General features: G+C 61.9%; 1 protein-coding gene. It reads left to right on the top strand.

Going from position 1 to position 1186, the window contains the following annotated elements:
• Positions 1 to 30 precede the first annotated feature (30 nt).
• Positions 31 to 1186 (top strand): transposase family protein (locus LN996_RS23475; protein WP_231343502.1); only part of this gene is annotated, 1156 nt, incomplete at its 3' end.

Here is a 1186-nt window from a genome sequence, read left to right as displayed (position 1 = left end):
CGGCGGTGACGATGAGGGATGGACCTGTCGATGGCAACGCGTAGGGAAATCACGAAGAAGTACGCAGCCGATTATGCGAAGTCGTCGAAGAATGCCAAGGGATTGGTTCTGGACGAGCTGGTCGCCGTCACGGGCTGGTCCAGGGCCAATGCCCGGCGGGCGCTTTCCACAGCGCGCAAGCGCAAGGGCCCTGCGAGGGTGGCGGTACGGAAGCCTCGGGGACGAACCTATGGCTATGACACGCTTAAAGTCCTGATCGGTGTGTGGCGGCTGGCGGGGATGCCCTCGGGCAAATATCTGGCCGCGACCATGGACCTGTGGCTACCGAAGCTCGAAGCGTTTGGTGAACTCGACACCAAGAGACTGACACCGGCTGTCAGAGTGCAGTTGATGCAGGTCTCCGGGGCCACGATCGACCGGCTCCTCAAACCCACCAAGGACGCGGACAAACCCAAAGGGCTCTCCGCGACGAAGGCCGGGCCACTGCTGCGTAATTCGATCACGGTCCGTAAGGCCGGCGACGAGCACGAACAGCTCCCGGGTTTCATCGAGGCGGACCTGGTCGTCCATTGCGGCCCCACCCTGACTGGGGAATTCGCACGAACCCTGACCGCCACGGACGTGTTCACCGGCTGGACCGAGAACGTGGCCGTCCGAAACGGGGCGCACGTCTGGGTCCTTGCGGCCATGGATGAGGTCGTGGCACGACTACCGTTTCCCTTGGTGGGGCTTGATACCGACAACGGCGGGGAATTCATCAACTACGCCATGATCGAGTGGGCCGGGAAGAAGGACATCTACTTCACCCGTGCACGGCCGTATAAGTCCAACGACAATGCTCACGTCGAGCAGAAAAACGGTGACGTCGTGCGCCGGCACGCCTTCCACTACAGGTACGACACGGCGGCCGAACTGAAGCTCCTCAACGCCCTCTACGCCTTGGTCCGGATCCGCCTCAACCTCTTTACCGCGACCACCAAAGCCATCGGCTGGCGCTCAAACAAACACGGCAAAAAGACCCGGATCTATGACAAACCACGGACCCCATACCACCGCGTCATCGACTCCGGGATCCTCACCGAGGCCAAAGCGACCGAACTTGCCGAACTAATGGAGACCACCAACCCGGCCGAACTCACCCGCGGCATCACCAGAATCCAAACCCAGCTCATCGCCCTCGCCGCCG

It is taken from the genome of Arthrobacter sp. AK01 (assembly GCF_021109375.1).
Taxonomy (GTDB): domain Bacteria; phylum Actinomycetota; class Actinomycetes; order Actinomycetales; family Micrococcaceae; genus Arthrobacter.
This window is presented reverse-complemented; position numbering and strand designations above follow the sequence as displayed.